General features: G+C 50.7%; 15 protein-coding genes and 2 pseudogenes. All 17 read left to right on the top strand.

The window, feature by feature from the left end; translation table 11 throughout:
- Positions 1 to 108: 108 nt before the first annotated feature.
- The gene (gene hcp, locus FFT88_RS23470; RefSeq protein ID WP_001007315.1) at positions 109 to 600 is read left to right on the top strand and encodes a type VI secretion system effector Hcp; all 492 of its coding nucleotides are present in this window, start codon (positions 109 to 111) and stop codon (positions 598 to 600) included.
- A gap of 168 nt (positions 601 to 768) precedes the next feature.
- Positions 769 to 3,456 (top strand): type VI secretion system ATPase TssH, encoded by a 2,688-nt coding sequence (gene tssH, locus FFT88_RS23465; RefSeq protein ID WP_135405962.1) that lies wholly within the window; start codon positions 769 to 771, stop codon positions 3,454 to 3,456.
- Positions 3,443 to 4,084: a hypothetical protein gene (locus tag FFT88_RS23460; protein ID WP_135405961.1), complete on the top strand. Its 642-nt coding sequence runs from the start codon at positions 3,443 to 3,445 to the stop codon at positions 4,082 to 4,084. Before tssH ends, FFT88_RS23460 begins: the two co-directional genes overlap by 14 nt.
- Before the next feature lie 302 nt (positions 4,085 to 4,386).
- Positions 4,387 to 6,885, top strand: a complete 2,499-nt coding sequence (gene vgrG, locus FFT88_RS23450) for a type VI secretion system tip protein VgrG (RefSeq protein WP_135405960.1) — start codon at positions 4,387 to 4,389, stop codon at positions 6,883 to 6,885.
- A 44-nt stretch (positions 6,886 to 6,929) separates the two neighbouring features.
- Complete coding sequence (locus tag FFT88_RS23445) at positions 6,930 to 9,164, top strand: hypothetical protein (protein ID WP_135405959.1); 2,235 nt, start codon at positions 6,930 to 6,932, stop codon at positions 9,162 to 9,164.
- The gene (locus tag FFT88_RS23440) at positions 9,161 to 10,009 is read left to right on the top strand and encodes an SUMF1/EgtB/PvdO family nonheme iron enzyme (protein WP_135405958.1); all 849 of its coding nucleotides are present in this window, start codon (positions 9,161 to 9,163) and stop codon (positions 10,007 to 10,009) included. The genes FFT88_RS23445 and FFT88_RS23440 overlap by 4 nt, the downstream gene beginning before the upstream one ends.
- Positions 10,006 to 10,887 (top strand): SUMF1/EgtB/PvdO family nonheme iron enzyme, encoded by an 882-nt coding sequence (locus FFT88_RS23435; RefSeq protein WP_240731092.1) that lies wholly within the window; start codon positions 10,006 to 10,008, stop codon positions 10,885 to 10,887. The genes FFT88_RS23440 and FFT88_RS23435 overlap by 4 nt, the downstream gene beginning before the upstream one ends.
- A gap of 29 nt (positions 10,888 to 10,916) precedes the next feature.
- Positions 10,917 to 11,183 (top strand): PAAR domain-containing protein, encoded by a 267-nt coding sequence (locus FFT88_RS23430; protein ID WP_032252198.1) that lies wholly within the window; start codon positions 10,917 to 10,919, stop codon positions 11,181 to 11,183.
- 3 nt (positions 11,184 to 11,186) lie between these two features.
- Entirely contained in the window at positions 11,187 to 12,344 is a 1,158-nt protein-coding gene (locus FFT88_RS23425) for a hypothetical protein (protein ID WP_135405957.1), read from the top strand.
- Positions 12,331 to 15,602: pseudogene (locus tag FFT88_RS23420) on the top strand (ImcF-related family protein). Before FFT88_RS23425 ends, FFT88_RS23420 begins: the two are co-directional and overlap by 14 nt.
- Entirely contained in the window at positions 15,602 to 17,200 is a 1,599-nt protein-coding gene (tssA, locus tag FFT88_RS23415) for a type VI secretion system protein TssA (protein WP_109955298.1), read from the top strand. Before FFT88_RS23420 ends, tssA begins: the two are co-directional and overlap by 1 nt.
- 1 nt (position 17,201) lies before the next feature.
- Positions 17,202 to 17,894 carry a type VI secretion protein gene (locus FFT88_RS23410; RefSeq protein ID WP_171026935.1) on the top strand — a complete coding sequence of 231 codons (693 nt, stop codon included), beginning with the start codon at positions 17,202 to 17,204 and terminating at the stop codon, positions 17,892 to 17,894.
- Between the two features lie 7 nt (positions 17,895 to 17,901).
- Positions 17,902 to 19,665: a type VI secretion system baseplate subunit TssF gene (gene tssF, locus FFT88_RS23405; protein WP_135405956.1), complete on the top strand. Its 1,764-nt coding sequence runs from the start codon at positions 17,902 to 17,904 to the stop codon at positions 19,663 to 19,665.
- A complete protein-coding gene (tssG, locus tag FFT88_RS23400; RefSeq protein WP_135405955.1) occupies positions 19,620 to 20,720 on the top strand; it encodes a type VI secretion system baseplate subunit TssG in 1,101 nt (366 codons plus the stop codon). Before tssF ends, tssG begins: the two co-directional genes overlap by 46 nt.
- Entirely contained in the window at positions 20,701 to 21,237 is a 537-nt protein-coding gene (tssJ, locus tag FFT88_RS23395) for a type VI secretion system lipoprotein TssJ (protein WP_135405954.1), read from the top strand. Before tssG ends, tssJ begins: the two co-directional genes overlap by 20 nt.
- Positions 21,238 to 21,239: 2 nt before the next feature.
- Entirely contained in the window at positions 21,240 to 21,671 is a 432-nt protein-coding gene (gene tssE, locus FFT88_RS23390; protein ID WP_096839422.1) for a type VI secretion system baseplate subunit TssE, read from the top strand.
- 152 nt (positions 21,672 to 21,823) lie between these two features.
- Positions 21,824 to 21,957 (top strand): annotated as a pseudogene (locus tag FFT88_RS25730) (hypothetical protein); the annotation flags it as partial.

Genomic DNA, 21,957 nt, shown 5'->3' with positions numbered 1-21,957 from the left:
CCGCCGTGTTGAAATCAGTCTGGTACCGCAGGCCGATGCCTGTCGTCTGCCGGACGCTTCCCCTGCGCCGGAAGAGGGCGCATCAGAAAACATAACGGAGTAATTTTTATGGCAATTCCAGTTTATCTGTGGCTGAAAGATGATGGCGGTGCAGATATCAAAGGGTCTGTGGATGTTCAGGACCGTGAGGGCAGCATTGAGGTGGTGGCTCAGGAGCACTGCCTCTACATCCCGACGGATAACAACACCGGTAAGCTGACCGGCACCCGTATTCACACACCGTTCCTGTTTACCAAGGAAATTGATTCTTCCAGCCCGTACCTTTACAAGGCCGTGACCACCGGGCAGACCCTGAAGTCTGCTGAATTTAAGTGGTACAAAATCAATGACGCCGGTCAGGAGGTGGAGTACTTCAATACGAAGCTTGAGAACGTGAAGGTGGTGAAGGTTAACCCGGTCATGCACGACATCAAGAATCCCGTTTATGAGAAGCATAACCACCTTGAACAGGTGGAACTGCGCTACGAGAAAATCACCTGGACTTACAAGGACGGCAACATCATTCATTCCGACGCATGGAGTGAGCGTACCACCGCGTAATTCTGCCGGACGGACAGGGCATCCTGTCCGTCATTTTTATTTTTTCTTCAGCATCTGTTGGCGGGTGCTGAAGAAAAAATTCTCAATCCTGAACACAGACCTGATGCGCCTGGGTTACGGCGAAGGGCGGTAGCGTGCCTGACGGTCTCCTGACAGTGAGTGAATAACATGGAAAATTCGGCAGCCCTGTTACGTCGTCTTAATCATTACTGTGCCCGTGCACTGGAAGGCGCCGCCTCCCTTTGCCAGACCCGGGCCCATGCAGAAATCACCCCGGAGCACTGGTTACTGAAACTGCTGGAGCAGGGGGAAGGAGACCTTACCGTGCTGGGCAGGCGTTATGACTGGAATATGGACGCGATATGGCAGTCGCTGCTCGGCTGGCTGGATAACCAGCCCCGTAGCGTACGCAGTCGCCCGCAGCTTGCGCAGTCCCTGAATGCCCTGCTGAAACAGGCCTGGATGGTGGCATCGTTACAGGGAGAAGAACATATCCGCAGCGTGCATCTGCTGGGTGCCCTGACGGAAAATCCGCACCTGGTTCGCTGTGACGGGCTGTGGCCCCTGCTGACACTGAGTCAGAGCCAGTTGCAGCGTCTGTCCCCGCTGCTGGATGCGCAGTCTGATGAGCGTCCGGAGAGATTACAGGATGCAGAGCCTGTGCTGCCTCAGGGAGACAATGTGACCTTTATCGGGCGTCCCGTCGGTGCGGATACGGCGGGTATACCGTCAGGTGACCTGCCGCCGGTGTTACAGCGTGCGCTGGATAAATTCACCCGGGACATCACGGCCAGTGCGAGAGAGGGGAAAATTGACCCGGTATCGGGGCGCGATACGGAAATCCGTCAGATGGTGGATATTCTCTCCCGCCGCCGCAAGAATAACCCGATTCTGGTGGGGGACCCCGGTGTGGGGAAAACGGCTCTGGTGGAAGGGCTCGCCCTGCGTATTGCGGAAGGTAACGTACCGGAATCACTCAGACCCGTCACCCTGCGTACCCTCGACCTCGGTCTGCTGCAGGCCGGTGCCGGCGTGAAGGGTGAATTTGAACAGCGTCTGAAAAACGTGATTGATGCCGTGCAGCAGTCACCGGCTCCTGTACTGCTGTTTATAGATGAAGCCCATACCCTTATCGGGGCCGGTAATCAGGCCGGCGGCGCGGATGCGGCCAACCTGCTGAAGCCTGCGCTGGCGCGGGGCGAACTGCGCACCATTGCTGCCACCACCTGGTCTGAGTACAAACAATACTTTGAACGTGATGCAGCCCTGGAGCGGCGTTTTCAGATGGTCAAAGTGGACGAGCCGGATGATGAGACGGCCTGTCTGATGCTGCGCTCCCTGAAATCCCGTTATGCGGAACATCATAACGTGCACATCACCGATGAGGCGGTACGCGCCGCCGTCACGCTGTCGCGCCGTTATCTGACAGAACGTCAGCTACCGGACAAGGCCGTTGACCTGCTCGATACCGCTGCTGCCCGTGTGCGTATGAGCCTCGACACGGTGCCGGAACAGCTGACCCGTATCCGTTCGCAGCTCGCTTCCCTCGGTATGGAAAAACAGGCGCTGCTGGAAGATATTGCCGTTGGTCATCAGAATCACGGCGAACGTCTGTCTGCCATTGAGCAGGAAGAGAATGTGCTGATGACAGCACGTGATGACCTGGAACAGCAGTACGCCCGGGAGCGCGAACTCACCGGTGAGTTACTTGAAAGCCGCAGCGATATTTCCCGTCAGAGTGAGACACATCACCTGCAGCAGGCACTGCACGACATTCAGCAGAATCAGCCCCTGCTCAGTGTGGATGTTGACGTACGCACCGTGGCCGGTGTGGTCGCGGACTGGACCGGGGTGCCGTTATCTTCACTGATGAAGGACGAACAGACGGAACTGCTGCATCTGGAAAAGGATATCGGCAGACGGGTGGTCGGACAGGACGTGGCACTGGAGTCCATTGCGCAGCGTCTGCGTGCGGCGAAAACGGGTCTGACATCCGGTAACAGTCCCCAGGGCGTGTTCCTGCTGGTTGGTCCCAGTGGTGTGGGAAAAACCGAAACGGCACTGGCGCTGGCAGACGTGATGTACGGCGGCGAAAAATCACTGATTACCATCAATCTGTCGGAATACCAGGAGCCCCATACGGTTTCCCAGCTTAAGGGGTCACCGCCCGGGTACGTGGGATACGGTCAGGGGGGGATTCTGACGGAAGCTGTACGTAAACGCCCTTACAGCGTGGTGCTGCTGGATGAAGTGGAAAAGGCCCACCGGGATGTACTGAATCTGTTTTATCAGGTTTTTGACCGGGGCTTTATGCGCGACGGCGAGGGGCGTGAAATTGACTTCCGTAATACGGTCATACTGATGACCTCCAATCTCGGTAGCGACCACCTGATGCAGTTGCTGGACGAACAACCGGAAGCCACTGAGGCCAGCCTGCACGAACTGCTGCGCCCGATACTGCGCGACCACTTCCAGCCTGCACTGCTCGCCCGTTTCCAGACCGTGATTTACCGTCCGCTGACACCGTCTGCCATGCGCACCATTGTGGAGATGAAGCTTGCACAGGTCTGTGAACGCCTGCACTGCCACTATGGACTGAGCACATCGGTTGATGAACGTCTGTACGATGCCCTGACGTCAGCCTGCCTGCTGCCGGATACCGGCGCCCGGAATGTGGAGAGTCTGCTGAACCAGCAGCTGCTGCCGGTACTGAGCCGGCAGTTGCTCAGCTATCTTGCTGCCAGACAGCATCCGACGTACCTGTCTCTGACGTGGAATGATGAGGATGGTATTGTGATAGCGTTTGATGGAATCAATAGCGATTATCCGCAGGAAAGCATATATGGACAGTGCTAAAGAAATTGCCCGGGATATGCTGGAGGCCGTAAATATTGATGGGGATGGGTTTCTGGGTGCCGTCGGGAAGGGACTCATATCTTTGCCAGTCAGTCTCGGTTATATGGGATATGATTTTATAGATACCGGGCATAGGCGGGAAAACCAGAATGACAAATTCAGAATGGCCAGACTGGTAGAAAAAGGCATTTTCAGCCGTGATATTATTGGGAAAATTATCAGTATTTGTCTTGAAGACTTTGTATCCCGGATCAATATGGAAAAAATAGGCTCCATTGTGAAGAACGTTTCAGGAGATCTGGCAGGTAGAATGGCATTTGCTGAATTGACCGGGGTTAAACTGGGAGAGGTTCTGGTATCCAGAGGGCTGGCTGCTTTTTTTGCAGGGAGTTTTGCCGGATTGTTATTATCTGTTGGCGCAGAGACATCGCGTGCGATTTACACATCCCGTTTTCTGAAAGACAGAAATCCGGTGTTGCATGATAAGCTGAAAGCTCAGGGGAATTTGGACCTTTTGTACTTTCTTGTTGAAGATATTGTGCGCCCGTTTGAACGAGCCTGTATTGTCGCAGACCGAAATTCGGCTGAGTTTGACCGGATATGCGAATATTTTTTCGGTGGTTTATGAAGATAAAAAGAACATTACTTATAATGCTTTCCCGATTTATCCGTGGCGCAGGTATGGGGTTAGGTGCGTCGGGTATTGTATTTACAGTCTGGTTCTTTTTTCTCTCATCTTCTGAATTTAAATATCTGTGGGGAGGGCTCTCTGTTGCGTTATTTTTTGTCGGTTATCTGATGTATCGATTTGCATATGCATATATTTACGATGAATGGGATGATTATCAGTAATTCTCTCTGAAAATAAAGTTTAACGGTCATCATTATATAATTGCAGTTCAATACCGGTACAGACATGGAGTTAACAATATGAGTCTGACAGATACACTTTCAAAAACTATCTCTGCTTCCCTGAATCGTTACCATTTAATTATTCCCTCCTGCCCGTCACCACTGGATGTTGAGCATTTCAGCGGCAGGGAGGAGATGAGTCAGACCTATTATTACATCATCAATTTTACCAGTACTGACAACGACCTGGATGCCGGGCTGCTGCTGCGTAAATCAGCCACATTTACAATGGGTACGGGAGGGCTTAAGGAGCAGGTGAGCCAGAAAGTAGTACATGGTGTCATTACAGATTTTCGCCGTATATCGGGCTCCGCCGACCAGGCAAAATACCAGGTGATACTGGAACCATTTATTAAACTACTGGACAGGCAGCATCGTTCTCACCGATTTTTCGTTAACAAATCGGTGCCGGAGGTGGTGACAGAGGTTCTCCAGGAGCACGGCCTGAAAGGCTGGGAGTTTGAGTTCCGTCTCAAAAAAACGTATCCGAAGCGTGAACAGATTAACCAGTATCAGGAAAGTGACCTGCAATTTATTCAGCGTTTGCTGGCTGAAGTGGGGATTTTTTATTTTTTCACCCTGCAACCGGACACGCAGACGGAAGTGGTGCATTTTGGTGACAGCCAGGCAGCGCTGACGTTTGATAAGACGCTGGCGATAAACAGTCCGTCCGGAATGAATGATAACAGAGCGGATTCAGTGTGGGGGCTGAATGTGACGCACAATGTGGCAGAGGCCAGTGTCACCACAAAGGCTTATAACCATCGTGAAGCACAATATCTGTTGCAGTCCGCCCCGGCAGACATGACGCATGGTGATGGTGACGGAATTAACTATGGTGAGGTGTACCACTACCATTTCCGTCATCTGGAACGGGGGGATAAAATCGACCCGGTGCCGGAGACGGCCAATTTTTATGCCCGCCTTGGTCATGAACGTTATCTGGCGGAACAGGTACGGATAACCGGCAACAGTACAGACGCCACGCTGGCACCTGCTCAGGTTCTGACTATCACCGACAGTCTTCCGCCGACGTTACCTACGCTGCTGCGCAATCCGGTGTTGCTTACCTGTGTCGGTTTTTCTGCAAGTCGCAAGGATGCCCTGCAAGTTGTACTGAAGGGCGTTCCTTACAGTGAAGTTATTTGCTGGCGTCCTCCTTTACTGCCGCGTCCGAAAGTTACCGGTACCATGACGGCCCGTGTGGCCAGTGCAAAAGAAGGGGATATCTACGCCTGGCAGGATGCATCAGGTATGTACCGGGTGAAATTTGATGCTGACCGTGATGATAAAAATCCGGGACAGGAAAGCATGCCGGTACGTCTGGCCAAACCCTACAGTGGTGATGCTTATGGTTTTCATTTTCCGCTGATTCAGGGAACGGAAGTGGCCATTGCCTTTGAGGAAGGTGATCCGGATCGTCCCTATATTGCGCATGCCCTGCATGATTCACGTCATGTTGATCACGTTACCGATAAGAACGGTACGCGCAATGTTATCCGTACGCCGGCAAATAACAAGTTGCGGATGGAGGACAAACGCGGTGAGGAGCATATCAAGCTCAGTACTGAGTACGGGGGGAAGACGCAGCTTAATTTAGGTCACAATGTAGACGCTTCCAGGGAGCTTCGTGGTGAGGGGGCAGAACTGCGCACCGATCGGCATATTTCCATTCGCGGTGGTGCTGGGGTGTTTATTACCGCCGATAAACAGCCGTTTGCCAGCGATAAGATGTTGTCGATGAAGGAAGCGATAGCTCAACTGGAAAATGCATTAAGTATTGCCAGAAGTCTCTCTGATGCTGCCGAAACGGCAGAGGCATTGCCAGCAGATATTCAGAGCCAGGTTAAGCTGACGGACGCCCTGAAAGACCTGGCCCGGCCGGGAATGGTGCTGAATGCGCCGGAAGGGGTGAGCATCACCAGTCCACGAGCAGTTCGCATGGCGTCAGGGAGTGCCAGTGTGGGGATTACGTCCCAGGAAAACACTGATATTAGTGCGCTGAAGCGCTTTACGGTGGCGGCCGGTGAAGCTGTGAGCATGCTGGCCCGTAAAGCCGGGATGAAACTCTTTGCTGCTAAGGGCAAAGTAGAAATTCAGGCTCAGGATGATGCGCTTGATGCGATAGCCAAAAAGGATGTGACCGTAACCAGCACGGAAGGGCGGGTTGAAATCACGGCGGCGAAAGATGTCGTGCTAAAAAACCTGGATGGCTCATTTATCCAGATAACGGGTAAGAACATCATTCTGGGTTGTGAAGGTAATGTGCTGTGGAAATGTGCTAATGCGCAGAAAATGGGAACCGCAAACTATACCTCTTCCGTACCGGAATTTCCCGGTGGATACAGTGAATATTTTGTTGCGCACGACGAAAAAACAGGACAGCCTGCTCCGAATACGCGCTATCGCATTACGACCAGTAAAGGCGATGTTTTTTCCGGTATAACGGATTCAGACGGGAATACAGCTGAAATATTCACGGCATTATCTGAAAAGCTCAAAATTGAACTTGGATAAGAAATCCTGATTTAATCAGAACACAAATAGCAGGAGTTGCCTTCATGGGGAATACAGCAACCGTTCATGGTAGTGGCAAAACAGGGATGCAGGCAAAGGGCATTAAAGCCAGCTATGTATCAGGTACCCGCCTTTATTTTCACGCTGACAGCGAAACATTTCTGGCTGTTGACGGCGATGAACTGGAACAGGAAAGTAATGCCCTGAATAAACTGTTAGGCCACCAGGTTGATACGCAGATGCGTATTGATGATTTAACTTCACAGTGTACCAGACTAAACTGGGGGCAAATTAGTGAACGTGCCGCACTGCAAACTCAAATACAACAGGAAGTTCAGCGGCTCGATGAACTGAATAAACAATTGAAAGTTAAATTGATGACGCTTTCAGCAATAGAGGAGCTTCCGAAGACCACACTCCTTGATAATAGCAGCAAAAGTGTTGTTGGCCTGATGGAGTTAATCGAAGTCCGGGGTGGCATGAAAGGTGTTCGTTACATTTATGTCCGCTCAGATCAAATTGACAGCAAATGGCGACGCTATCCGCTTGAAAATAGTGATAAAAAATCCGGTGGTAAGAGCTTTGTTATATCAGAGACATATACTGATAATGAGGGAAATACAAGGACAAGAGAAAAGATCGATTACGATAAGCTGAAAACGCAGATAAGCAAAGTAAAACCAAAAATGCTGAAAGTTGAGCAGGATTTATTAGAACAGCATACAGGTATTCTTGGGCAATGGGCGAGGGATATGAATGACAGCCTCAAACATTCCCCTTATCAGGGAGATAGATTTGGTTTTGATGCTCAGTCTCAGCTTATGCGCTGGACTTATGGGGCAGGTCTGACGGAAGAATTAAATCCGTTTGAAGTGGATTTTCGTAATCAAGGTAAAAAAATAAAAAAAGAAGCTGTCACCAGCGGAAAAGCGAGTGCATATGCAAGTCTCGCCCTCGCTGAGTCTAAAAGTAAATTAACCCTGTCACTTCCGGACATACATGGTATTACGATGACTTATCCCCTGAAGCCTGAAATGGGCGGAGGAATGGGGTGCCTGGGGGTATTACGTTTTGATTTTGAACTGACTTTGGCGGGCAGTGTTGGTGCAAGCTTAGGTGTTGAGTTGGGGGTATCGGTGAAAAGCAACTGGGCAAAAGGCGTCCCGGGCCCTTCAGGTGATGGAGCAGTTCCCGCTCCCGGACAACGTAAAATTGATATCAGCCAGATGGTGAAAGAGCCGGAAGTAACAGGGGAATTAACCGTCTTTGCCGGAGCCCAGGCATCAGTAAACTTGGCTGGTTCGATTAAGTGGTTAAATCCCGACAATAAAAAATCAAAATATACACAGTTAGCGAAGGTTGCTGTAGGTACTGCAGCCCAATTTGGGGTGGGATGGAGTGGTACCTTTAGGTTCAGTTATGAAAATGGAAGAGTTAAAGTTCTTGCTCGTGGTGGCATGTGCTGGGGGGGCGGCGGAAAAGGAAGTGTCGCTTTTGATATAGATGGTATAGCGATTATGACTGATTTTATGCCCTGTTTAACTTATATGCTTCGTAATGCTGATTACATTAAACTATCAGAGAATGTAATCAGAGAAGGCGATTTTTATGCATTCTGTGCTCTACCGCTGCTTATCGGTATGTACGGCGTTAATCAGTTGGCTAATAATTTAGGAAAAGAGACAGACCTGTTATTAGAAAAGTTAAGAGATAGCTGGGATGAAAAGGAACGGCGTGTACAGTTAATGGAGCACATTTTAGATACACAAGGAGAATGTTTAAAGTATTCACCTCCCGAAAGTAAAGGTGCAGCAATAGCTTCGTTGATCGAGCGAAATTTTTGGGATGATGTTGCCAGCCCCGCAAGCCATGCCCAAACTCAGTGTGAAGGTCTGGTGACATATAGTGCAAGAAAACGGGCTGTGCTGTTGTCATTACGTTGGATTCAGTCAAAACGAGATTATGAAAATGTTATGCAGCACCTATCTAAAACATTCGAAATCTCTGGTTCATGGCAATCAAATCAACAGAAGGTAGCAGATTTTCTTGCATTGGGAGAAGAGGTTCAAACATATGGGGTAGGAAATATCATCCCAAATTCATCCACAGTTAAAGTCTTTCCCAGTCATTACGCTAAAAATTTAATTTCAATATATGAAAGCTTGCCAGAATCAATAGATATTCGTGGTAATGAGTTGAAATCATTAGTAGAGGTTTCTCCTTTTTTGATGGAGAGTTGCACTAGGGTTGTTGTTAATGGCATGGAGGTGAGTAAATGAATAAAGTTACTTTTATTATAGCCATTAGTATCTTCGTTATTACTGGTTGCAATGAAGAAAAAAGCCGAAAAGAACAAAGTAAATTAGCTTCGCAGATTGTTGATTCAATGGTGACAGTTGAAGGTGGGCGTTATCAAATGGGAGATTTTGGAACTCTCATTGGAGAAAAACTACCGTTTAGTCCTGATAATGATAACAAGCCGCTTCACTGGGTTGATTTAACGGATTTTAAAATGACAAAAAATAGAATAACTTGGGGGGAGTTTAATTTATGGCTATCTATGACTAACAAAGACACCAATAAATATTATAAGAAAATTTCAAATAGAAAAGTTGAAAGTAAATACGATGAACGTATGCTTAAGTACATTGGTGATGATTACCCTGCGGTTGCTAACTGGAAAGATGCTTTTGATTTTTGTCACTGGGTTGGCGACGTTACAGGAAAAAAAATCGCCTTACCTACTGAGGCACAATGGGAATATGCTGCACGAAGTCGTGGTAAATTTAGACAATTTGCTAACAGTGATAATGTCTATGACCTAAGTGTTCCCGATTCAAAACTTAATTTTACTCACGACTATTCTCCAGTTGGTTCTTTCCCACCCAATCCATTGGGGCTTTATGACATGATGGGTAATGGGCACGATTGGATCAATGACTGGTATGCTGAGGATTATTACCAACATTCTCCTGAAAAAGATCCCCAGGGGCCAGCTAATGGAACGGAAAAAGTGGTCAGAGGCTACTTAGGTTCAATGTTTGGTTTGTATAATATCACGCGAGGAAGTAATAAACCGGAAACAGAAGGGCCCGGTTATGGATTTCGTTGTGTAGAAAATTGATTAATATATTTAATGATGAACCTTTGATTGTCATGAGTAAATGCAAGCAAATTATCATTACCTTTATATCAGGTGTCGTTCTCATTGGATGTGATAATGCGAAAGGTAATGCAGGTAGTGAGAAGCGATTCGCTGATGAGATTGTTAACTCCATGATTTCTGTTAAAGGGGGGCGTTTCCAAATGGGAGATTTTGGCCCTCTGGTAGGAGAAAAATTGCCATTTAGCCCTGCTCAGGACAATAAACCATTACACTGGGTTGAGTTGTCTGATTTTAAAATAACAAAAAACAAAGTAACCTGGGGCGACTTTAATAAATGGATTAAATTAACTGGAAAAGATAAGAATCAATATTATCTATGGGCCGCAAAAAAAAGTACAAGTGAGCGTTTTAGAAAACCAACAGGAGATCATTACCCTGCCTCAGTAAATTGGAATGATGCTAAAGCTTTCTGTCAATGGATTGGGGAAGTCTCAGGAAAATCTATTACTTTACCTACCGAGGCGCAATGGGAATATGCAGCTCGTAGCCGAGGCCAGTTTTTCCAGTTTGCAAATAGTGACAATCAATATAATCCTGACGATCCAGATGACAAACTTAACTTCACTCATGACATGGCTCCAGTCGGTTCGTATCCTCCAAACCCTTTAGGTTTATATGACATGATGGGTAATGGAAATGAATGGATGAATGACTGGTATGCGGAAGATTATTATAAAAACTCACCTGAAAAAAATCCGCAAGGACCAGATAAAGGTGACAAAAAAGTGATTCGAGGTTATTTGGGTTCCATGTTTGGTTTGTATGATATTACACGAGGGAAAAGCGAACCTGATTATGAAGGTCCTGGTAATGGTTTTCGCTGTGTAGAAAATTAACATTGAAAATGATATTGATTGGAGGATATATGTCCAAAGGATTTGTATTACTCGGAGATAAAACAACACATGGTGGCGAAGTTATTTCTGCTTCTTCGACCATGATCGTGAATGGAAAAAAGGTAGCACTTGTTGGCGACGAGATTAATTGTCCTGTCGATGGACATGGTATCAATGCCATTATCGAAGGGGCTCCGGAATGGATATCTGATGGCAAACAAGTTGTCGTTGATGGGTGCGAATGTGAATGCGGCTGCCATGTTATCTCCAGTGCGCCGGACTGTTCAGTAGGATAAATAATGAGCTGGGAACGCCAGAAAGCCACTATCACCGCAGAGCCGGAAGAGCCATCAACCATGTTGTGGTTGATGGCCTGTCTCGTTGCAATAATCACCGGAGTGCTCCTTTTTGTTCTCCATACCAATCAGTTTCTGGGAATATTGCAAAAATTTAATCTCTGGATCGTAGCGGGAAGCCCACTCTTTCTCTGGTTAGTGATAATTTGCTTACGAAGCTGGCTGTATAACCATGCGATGGACAAACATCAGTTTGAGTCCGATGAAGCGGAATATGCGCAGCAACAATGGACTAACTGGGCAGGACGCTATCTGGCGGTTCTGTACAGCAGGGTGATCCTGCCCGCTGAACTCACGCCCGCGCGCTTTATACAGTCTCCTGCTGAGCTTGAACAGAGCAATGCGCTTGGCAGGCGTATCGCGCTCCCCTTGGGAGAAAATGTGTTTTCGGCCCTTCTTGGTGGCCTTGAGGAATCACTCATACAACACTGTGCTGATTTGCCATTTGGGGTAACACTGCTCACTGATGCTTCGGATCCCGAAGATCATTTGCAGAAGGCTTTTTCTGCCGCCTGGATCCAACATTTCGGCCTCACGCTCTCAGCACCTTTCCTGACGATCCTGAATACCCGCTCCTTTTCGTCGGTTGAAGAGCGGATCAAAACGCCGACGCTGGATGTCGAGTTGTTGTTGATTCATCAGATGCAGGGGGGCGACGTTTACAGTGATGCGCTGGCAGCCCTGCTACTGACCTCTGACGATGTGGCCACTAAATACCACTTCGGGCATCATGCCCGTCTGCTACGGCCCATGTCAATTGAGCCGGCAGAAGATCTTAGTCAAGCCTTTGATACCTTTTTATCCATTCAGTCACAGGCTATCAAAACAGACGTGCTTCTCGGGGACGATACTGCGTGGGGCAAGGTATTTTCCACGCTGCTGGGGAGCGCTAAAAACTACGAAGGCCACTGGAAACCGTACCAGTGTCACTGGCTGGAAGAGTACGCAGGACGCAGTGGCCCCTTCTCGCCGTGGATTATGGCCGCTGTCGCCAGTGATATTGTGACACTGACGGGGAACTGCCTGATGCTTTCTGATGATAAAAAACAGCGATTTATGAATACCGTCACAACAGGAGAGCAGGCGAATGGCAAAGGATAGTTCGGCGTGGCGTGGCAGTTGGGGAGGCCTCGGTTTTACAGCGATCATTACTGCTCTACTGGCATGGGCCATCTGGTCGCATGGGGACGCAATTGGCCTGAACAGCGATGGATTAAAAACGCTGTGTATTGTCGGGGCGATGATCCTGTTGTTGTTAATTCGTTATGGCAGGGCTATTGGGTTAGCGTTCAAACAACGCTGGTCACGTTTTCAGGCTGAACGTAAGAAAGAACTGCCGACCAGTGAAGGCCGCGTTGAACAGACCGCACCGCGGAGTTTTACCGTCGACACCATCCGTAAAGCCATGCGTAGTCTCTACGGCCGTCGCTGGGGACGTAAAATCCGCATTCTGCTCATAACCGGCACTGCCGAAGAGGTGGAACAACTGACCCCGGGCCTGACGGCCCAGCTTTGGCTGGAAGATCGCGGTACGCTGTTACTATGGGGCGGTGACCTCAATACCCCAGCTGACAGTGCCTGGCTGGCCGCGCTGCGTAAGCTGCGCCGTCGTCCGGTAGATGGCCTGGTGTGGGTGACGTCGGCCTTTGACCAGCTCTCCTCACCTGGGCTGAAGCCGCCGCTGCCGGTGCCGCCTGACAGCACCATGGATTCCCTGTCGCATGCCATCAGCGCCCGTATGGATACGCTCGGCTGGAAACTTCCCCTGTACGTCTGGTCCCTGCATCTGCGGGCCGGTAAGCCGGAAGGGCGAGTTGTACAGGCGGCGGGGTGTCTGCTGCCTGACAGATGTACTGCGGAAGGCCTGGCTGAGCAACTTACTGCCCTAACGCCAGCGCTGATCTCACAGGGTCTGCAACAGACCTGTGATGACGTGAAACACAACTTCCTGCTGACGCTTGCTGAGCAACTGATTCGTGAACCGGACAGCGTCGTGGCTCCCCTGTCGGTGATGCTCAACCCGTACCGCCCGCAGCCGCTTGCCGGGGTGGTGTTCAGCCAGCCATCAGCCGGTGCTGAACGTGGCGTGCCGCATCACTGGGGCATGGACAAACGCTGGGAGGCGTTGCCGGAGACAGTGCAGCAATTACCTGTCCGGCTACAGCCTTCCCGCACAGGTCATAACTGGCGCAGAAGTCTGATTGTTATGGCGGTCATACTGATGATGGCTCAGGGAACCGGAATGGTGGTTTCCTTTCTGGCAAACCGGAGTCTGGTTGCTGAAGTGCAGGAACAGATTCGTCCAGTTCAGAACCAGCAACAGTCTCTTGCAGAACGTCTGCAGGCGTTGCTGAATCTGCAGAAATCCCTGGTCCGCCTTCAGTATCGTGAGGAGCACGGGGCGCCATGGTACCTGCGGGCCGGTATGAATCAGAATGCAGACCTGCTCGCGGTCGTAATGCCCCTTTATGCACAAAATGCACATCTTTTACTGCGTGATGCCGCTGCTGCTCATCTTGAGCAGCAGCTCAGGACATTTATTCGTCTTCCTCCGGACAGTCCGCAGCGGGGGGAAATGGCAAAAGTCGCCTATGACCAGCTCAGACTGTATCTGATGCTGGCGCAACCGCAACATATGGAGCCCGCCTGGTTCAGTCGTACGCTCATGCGGGAATGGCCACAGCGTGACGGTGTGAGTGCTGGTTTCTGGCAGGCTAACGGCCCGACGCTGCTGGCGTATTATGCCTCCGGAATTATTACCCATCCTCAGTGGAAGCTGACGGCTGATGAAGAGCTGGTCAGCCAGAGCAGGACTCTGCTGCTTCGCCATCTGGGAACACAGAACAGCGATGCCATGCTGTATCAGAAAATGCTGGCACGGGTGGCACATCAGTTTGCGGATATGCGTCTGACGGATATGACCGGTGATACAGATGTCTCCCGCCTCTTTTTTACAGATGAAGTGGTCCCCGGTATGTTTACCCGCCAGGCCTGGGAAGAGGCCGTAATGCCTGGCTGAATTTTCTGAACAGCCTGCAGTTACGCCAGGCTCAGACGCTGTCTGATGTGACAGAGCAGCTGACGCTGATGGCTGATGTGCGCCAGTCCCCCCTGGTTGCACTCATGAATACGCTGGCGGTTCAGGGGCGTACTGGTCAGCCCCGGGAAGCGGTTACGGATTCCTTGGTTAAATCTGCCAGAAACCTGCTTTCACAGGAAAAACAACCAGTGACAGCACAGGAAAGCCGGCTTCACGGTCCTCTGGCGACGACTTTCGGGCCGGTGCTTGCACTGATGGATAATCAGAACAACAGCGCGGATATGCTGAATCTGCAGACGTATCTGACCCGGGTTACACAGGTTCGTCTGCGTCTGCAACAGATTGCCGGCTCTTCTGACCCGCAGGCCATGATGCAGATGCTGGCACAGACAGTATTGCAGGGGAAATCGGTTGATTTAACCGATACCCGGGATTACGGCAGCCTGGCCGCTGCCGGACTCGGACAGGAGTGGTATGGCTTCGGACAGACGGTCTTTGTTCGCCCGATGGAGCAGGCGTGGCAGCAGGTTCTTACACCCGCGGCAGAAAGTCTGAATACCCGGTGGCGTACTGCGGTGGTGGATGGCTGGAATAATGCATTTTCCGGGCGTTATCCGTTTAAAAATGTCAGCAGCGATGCTTCGCTTCCCCTGCTGGCAAAATACCTGAATACGGACACGGGACGTATTGCCCGTTTTCTGCAGAATAACCTGAGTGGTGTGTTGCGCAGGGAAGGCAATCGATGGGTACCGGATACCATTAATACCCGGGGGCTGACATTCAACCCTGCGTTTCTGAAAGCCATCAATACCCTGAGTGAAATAGCGGATGTGGCGTTCACCACAGGTAACGCGGGGCTGCATTTTGAGCTGCGCCCGGGAACTGCTGCCGGTGTGATGCAGACGACGCTGATAACCGATAATCAGAAACTGATTTATGTTAATCAGATGCCGGTATGGAAGCGATTTACCTGGCCGGCTGATACGGAAGCACCTGGCGCCAGTTTAAGCTGGGTAAGCACTCAGGCCGGTACCCGTCAGTATGCAGACCTGCCGGGAAGCTGGGGGCTGATACGTCTGCTTGAGATGGCCCGACGGAAAGCCGCACCGGGCGTTGCCAGTGGCTGGAGCCTGAGCTGGCAGGCGCAGGACGGTCGTATGCTGAATTACACACTGCGAACTGAAGCGGGGGAAGGGCCGCTTGTATTGCTGAAACTCCGTAATTTTGTTCTGCCGGAAACGGTTTTCGAACTCTTCGGTATATCGGCGTTCACAGGCAATGACGAAGATGCCGGGGATTCCGTGGAGGAGACTGACTGATGGCTTCCATTCATTCGCTCCTCAGTGTATGCCAGACGACACCCCGGGATGTGGCTGAACCGGCTCAGGCGCGTATTGCGCTGTGGGATAAATGGCTTGCTCCCGTGACGCCAGATAATCCCGCAGGTGATGATGCGGGGTACGATGATGATTTTCAGCAGATGCGTGAAGAGGTCAATAAACTCTCCGGAGCCGATGCCGGAATTGTCAGCCAGCTTGCGGAAAAATTACTGACTACCAGAACCAAAGATATCCGGGTGGCAACCTGGTATATCTGGGCCCGTCTGCGGCAGGATGGTGAAAAAGGTCTGGCCGACGGTCTGGAGCTGCTGACCGGTTTGTTGCAGCGTTTTGGTGAGCACCTGCATCCACAACGGTCACGGGCCAGGAAGGCGGCGCTGGAGTGGTTATGCAGTGCCCGCATACTGGACAGTCTGTCTCTGTATCCGGAGGTGGTGAAGGCGGATACCCTGCGTATTGCCGGGGCGCTGTGGCTGGCAGAACAGACCTTTACGGATGAGGCTTCCGCCCCGGTGCTGAACGGGTTATATCAGGCACTTGAAAATCGCCTGATGAAGGCCGGTGGTGTTGATGCAGTGGTGCCTCAGGAGGCTGCCGCGCCGGCACCGGCGGTAACATCCGGCAGCGTCACGGCATTATCTGCCATCACCTCCGGACAGGAACTGCTGTCACAGGCTCGTGTTCTGGCAAAATATCTGCGTGACCAGCCTGAGGGCTGGCTGGCGGCTCATCGGCTGATGAAAAGCGTCCGGCATGACACGCTGCATCAGTTACCGCCGTTATCAGCAGATGGACGGACCCGTATTGCACCACCGGGGCCGGACCGGCGTGCGTCACTGAAACGGTTGTATCTGCAGCAGAACTGGTTGTCACTGCTTGAGCAGTGTGACGATATGTTTGCCCGGGGAGCCAGTCATCTGTGGCTGGACCTGCAGTGGTATATTCATCAGGCGCTGTTGCAGACCGGAAAAGAAAATTATGCTGCCATTATTCAGTATGACCTGAAAGGATTGCTTCTGCGCCTGCCGGGGCTTGAGACACTGGCTTTTAACGACGGCATGCCGTTTGCCGATGACGTGACGCTGAGCTGGATACAGCAGCAGGTGATGGAGTGTGGTGAACGCTGGGCGGAAGAACCTTCTGTAACGATAACGGCAGCCTCCGGAGATAACGACATTTTATCTCTTGAGCCGGAAGCCCTGCAGATTGCGGATAATGAAGGAACAGAAGCCGCTTTAAGCTGGTTACAGGCACGTCCCGGTATTCAGTCTGACCGCAGCAACTGGTTACTGCGCCTGTTGATGGCCCGTGTTGCCGAACAGACAGGAAAAAATGACCTTGCCCTGCACCTGCTTGCGGAGCTGGATGAACGTGCAACCCGGCTGACCCTGTCACAATGGGAACGTGAACTGGTATTTGAGGTAAAAGCCCGCCGCCTGAAACTGTTACGTATGAAGTCCGCAAAAACTGAAAGTGACAGGGTGCGTCTGCAGCCTGATATGGAACATCTTCTTGCTGGGCTCATCGCCATTGATGCTGCCAGAGCTGCCGTGTTGTGCAATCCGGGGAGCTCATGAGATGTCTGTCATGCATTATCTTCAGGACAAAACATTTCAGGATATAGTTAAAAATCTGGTGTTACCGCTTCTGTCGATCATTATTATTCCTCTTGTCAAATGGTTTGTGCAGCATTATGGCTATGCGCCGAATATCAGGAAATACAGATTTGAGAAAATCCCTGTATCTGAAAAGGAGTCCCTTCTTGCCCGTATTGACAAACTGACAAAAGAGCCAGCAACGAAAAATACACTGGTAAGAATAAAACTCTGTTATGAACAGATGGGGATTTATTTGCCAGTATGGCATTGTAATCAGCTCATTCGTTACATGTCAGACCAAAATATCTGTTCAATGGATGTAAGATTGCATTATTTTCTTAAATATCCTGTGTTAGGAATGTTTTCAGATAACGATTTTAGTATTAATTTTAAACGTGTATATAGGTCGCAGTTGGCAATTTTTATATTTGGTGTTTTGTCTTCCGGGATTCTGATTATTTCTGGATGGAGCACGATAGCCCCTTTTTCTCAGGGGTATCAGACAGTATTATATCATTTATTTTTTCTGATTTATTTGGTGATAATATTTCTGATAATTATATTAGCCTGTAACACGCTTATGGAAATCAGACTTGCCGTTCAGTTCGGACGATTGTTTGAGGCATGGCTGAAGTCAGAGCGCGAGTCTCCGGAACAGTTAGCTTTATTCTGAGAAGATAATGGACGATTTAACCCTGCGTTATTTTGACGCTGAAATGCGTTATTTGCGTGAAGCCGGAAAGGCGTTTGCACAGGCTCATCCCGATCGGGCGGCGATGCTGGATCTTGATAAAGCTGGTACGCCTGATCCCTGCGTGGAACGCCTGTTTGAAGGTTTTGCCTTTTCCATGGGACGACTGCGCCAGAAAATTGACGATGATTTGCCGGAACTCACCGAAAGTCTGGTCAGTATGCTCTGGCCTCATTACCTGCGTACTATCCCGTCCCTGTCGGTGGTGGCACTGACTCCCCGGTTATCCGTCATGAAAATGGCTGAAACCGTACCAGCCGGACTGGAAGTGACTTCCCGCCCTGTTGGCTCCGGAAATACAGTCTGTCGTTACCGTACCACCCGGGCCATACCACTGAATCCACTGGCAGTGGAGAAGGTCGTCATGACTACGGAGCCGGACGGGCGCTCAGTGCTGAAAATAGGTTTTGCCTGCAGTGAACTGGCTGACTGGTCTCAGGTCGATTTGCATCGTCTGAGCCTGTATCTGGCAGCAGAAGCCCCGGTCAGCAGCACCCTTCATCTGATGATGACAAAGCGTCTGGCTGCGCTGTATCTGAGGCTGCCGGGAAATGATGAGCGGATCCGCATTGACGGATGGTTTTCACCCGGCGGTTTTGCAGAAGAAGATCGGCTGTGGCCGAAAGGTGACAGTGCTTTCAGTGGGTATCAGTTATTGCTGGAATATTTCACCTTTCGGGAAAAGTTTATGTTTGTTCATCTGAACGGACTGGAGAATGTTTCTCTGCCGGCAGGTATTTCCGGATTTGATCTTGAGGTGGTGCTGAGTCAGCCCTGGCCGGCAGATTTACCTGTGACAGACGATGCCCTGTGTCTGCATTGTGTGCCGGTGATTAACCTTTTTACGCTTGAAGCCGATCCACTCATCATCAATGGGCTGGAGAGCGAATACCTGCTGCGCCCGAAGCGTCTGCAGGATGGGTATACGGAGATATATTCAGTGGATGCGGTGACGGGCTCCGGGCGAACCGGCAGTGCAGAGTACGTGCCTTTTACCAGTTTCCGTCATCGTGGGGGAATGCTGCGCCATGATGCACCCGAACGTTATTATCATACCCGGGTGAAGCGGGGTGTCACGGGGATGTATGACACATGGCTTATCCTTGGTGGCCAGCGGTGGGAGGCGGATCGGATGCCGGAGCGGGAAACGCTCTCATTACGTATTACAGGTACCAATGGTCAGCTTCCCCGCCGTGCGTTGCAGAGTACGCTGCTTGATCGGTGTGAACAGGTACTGCAGACCCCGGTCAGTGTACGTAATCTTTGTAAACCCACGCTACCGGTTTATCCGCCGACAGAAGATCGTTTTCACTGGCGGGTGATGAGTCATCTGGGGACAGGATTTCTTAACATGCTGAGCAGTGCGGAAGTGCTGCGTGGCACGCTGGCGCTTTATAACTGGCGGGACGATGAACTTAATCACCGTCGGCTTGATGCCATTCTGGCTGTACAGCATCATCGTATTCAGCGTTTTGAAAAGGGGTTTCTGCTCCGGGGGCTTGATATGGAGGTAACTCTTGATGGCAACGGGTTTGCCGGAGAGGGAGATGTTCACCTGTTTGGCGAAATGCTCAACCGTTTCCTGGCCCTGTATGCCGATATGAATCAGTTCAATCAGCTCACACTGATTGTTCAGCCTGAAGGAAAATGCATCCGGTGGAAAGAAAATCACAGTCCGCGCCTGCCCGGTTAATTACCCGTTACCGGAAACAGCTTCCGTATATTAATTTTTACCGCTTCTGTCAGTTGCTGGAACAAAGCCAGCCAGACCAGCCTCCCATTGGCAGTGGCTGGCAGGCCCGTCAGGAAGCGGTTCGCTTTTGCCCATACCCGGGAATGGGGTTTCCTGCGAGTGAAATAAAAGACGCTGTAATTCCTGAAGAATCCCATCTGCCACCCACTGTACATGTGACGTTTATGGGACTTTACGGGGTCACGTCTCCGTTGCCGGCACACTATATCAGTGATATTGCACAGCAGCGGGAAGGCCATGAGGCGGCAGCGGATTTTCTCGATATATTCAGTCATCGTCTGATCACCCAGTATTACCGTATCTGGCGCAAATATTCGTACCCGGCCACCTTTGAGGCGGGAGGGCAGGATAAAACGTCTCAGTATCTGCTCGGTCTGGCCAGACTGGGGATCCCCGGATGTGCACAGAATATTGCCACGCCGGTATCGCGTTTTCTGGCGTTATTGCCCCTGATGTTGTTACCCGGAAGAACAGCTGAAGGGCTGACATCACTGGTAACGCTGCTGGCTCCCGGAACACAGGCCCGTGTCTGGCATCATGACCGACGACGGATCCCGCTGAAAACACCGCTGGCCATGCGTGTTCATCATCCGGTCAGTCTGAAGAGTCGCCCGGTGATGGGCGATCATGCCACGGATGTGAACGGACAGGTGTTATTACAGCTTTCAACACAGACGGGCAGTGAGGTACAGGGCTGGTTACCGGGTGGGCAGCTGTATTCTGATTTGCTGGCGTTGTTGCACGTTTATCTGGGAAGCCGTCTGGATGTACGTCTGCAACTTTGTGTTGAGCGTTCACTGTTACCGGATGCCCGGCTCAGTTGCCGGCCGGCAGCCGGTAGTCCGCAACTGGGGCGCACGGCAGTAATGAGAACACAGGCAAAGATAACGACTTCAGCGGCACGCGTCATGACCATCAGTCTGGGGCGTTATCAGCGGGTTCAGGAACATTATCAACGTAAGGAGACTCAGGAAAATGGCGATTATCTCTGGTAAGGCTGGTTACGGTCTGATTATTGCGTTGTTTTCCCTGTCGTTATCAGGGTGTGGCCTGACGCAAAGAGTGGCAGACGGTACGGTATCTGCCACGAAATCCCTGTTTTACCGACAGATAAAAACACTTCACCTGGATATTCGAGCAAGGGAGGCCATTAACACCAGTGCTGCCGGTATTCCCCTGTCGGTTGTGGTGCGGATTTATCAGCTTAAAGACAACCGGAATTTTGACAGCGCGGATTATCAGGCGCTTTTTACGGGGGACAGTGAAATTCTGGCAGGTGATATCATTGCACAGAAAGATGTATGGATGCAGCCAGGTGGCTCAGTAACCGTGGATATGCCTCTGGATGATGCTGCGAAATTTACCGGTGTGGCAGCAATGTTTCTGGAGCCTGACCAGAAGAAAAATACCTGGCGGGTGGTGCTGAGCCGGGATGAGCTTGAACCGGACACGCCCCGTCTTATTGAAGTATCCGGTAACACCCTGACGCTGTTACCGGTGAAGGATAAATAGTGATGCCGCGTCCTTCCCTTTATGAAATTCTCTATGGCAATTTTGCTGGCGGGCTGGCGTTAAACCAGGTCGGTGAGGAAGAGCAGGTTATTCTTTCGGTGCTCGATAACATGCAGCGTATTCTGAATACCCGGGCCGGAAGCCTTAAGCATCTTCCGGATTATGGTCTGCCGGATATGACAACCATTCTGCAGGGAATGCCGGGTACAGCACATCAACTGATGCGCGTGCTTTCAGATGTTCTGCTGAAGTATGAGCCACGTATTAAGCGTGTTGACGTGACCATGCAGGAGCAGACTCAGCCTGGTGAGTTGCATTATGTCATTGATGCAGAACTTAAAGATGCCGGGCTGGTTCGTTACGGAACAACATTTATGCCGGAGGGCAGGGTGTTGCTGCGCCATCTGAAACAGCAGCGCTACGTTCAGACGTGAGCCGGAGCAGGGAGGGCAGAACAGAAATAAACAGCGATGGATATATGTCAGGTGTGAATGTGACATTATTCTGGCTTATGACAACGCTGGCTGAATGTTTCATAATCCTGATAACTCGGGCATATCAGCAATAACAATGTATGAGTTTTAAAATGAAGAAAATTATCTGTTTTCTGTTCGTGGGGCTTTTATTTTCGGTTCAGGCAGATGCTGCGCGGGGAAGAAAACCCTGCTCGGGTGCTAAAGGTGGTATTTCACACTGTACGTCAGACGGGCGCTTTGTCTG

Origin of the sequence: Escherichia sp. E4930 (assembly GCF_005845405.1) — a bacterium.
GTDB lineage: Bacteria > Pseudomonadota > Gammaproteobacteria > Enterobacterales > Enterobacteriaceae > Escherichia.
This window is presented reverse-complemented; position numbering and strand designations above follow the sequence as displayed.